Below are 500 nucleotides of genomic sequence, written 5' to 3'. Positions count from 1 at the left end.
GGTTCGCCTCGAAAAAATCACCGTGCGCGGGCACCAACTGCGGGGTGGGAGTCAACATCGAATCGATTTGCTCCACTAAACGCGCGGCGGGTGCCTCCAAATCTGCTATTGACTGCCCAATCGCCTTCGCATGGTGGCGCCGCCTATCCGTCCACGACTTCTGGCGCGGCAAATCCGCCACCGCCGGTGGAAGCGCGTCCAAAACCTCTTTTATCTGACCGAACATGCGCGCCGCCTGCAACGGCTTTTGCGAAATCAGATTCGCAAGCGGCGCCCCCTGCCCGTGCGCCTGCACAATCACGCCCTCACTAGGAGTGCCGAGCACGGGTGCAAACGGAAAGTCAGAACCCTCCAAAGTAGAAATTGCCTGCAACAGGGGCTGTTCCAAACCCGGCCGCAACACCTTTGCCCACGCGCGCGGCTGGGCCCCATCGCTCACGCGCACCATCGCCCTGCGGGTCGGGCGGTAAACCACCCTCTTCAAATGTGGATCAGCGATG

General features: G+C 61.6%; 1 pseudogene. It reads right to left on the bottom strand.

The window, feature by feature from the left end:
* Positions 1-388, bottom strand: a pseudogene (locus tag HMPREF1627_RS00240) (hypothetical protein); the annotation flags it as partial.
* Positions 389-500: the final 112 nt, after the last annotated feature.

The sequence above is a fragment of the Actinomyces sp. S6-Spd3 genome (assembly GCF_000758755.1).
Taxonomy (GTDB): domain Bacteria; phylum Actinomycetota; class Actinomycetes; order Actinomycetales; family Actinomycetaceae; genus Pauljensenia.
The sequence above is the reverse complement of the archived record's forward strand: the minus strand, read 5'-3'. Positions and strand labels throughout refer to the sequence as shown.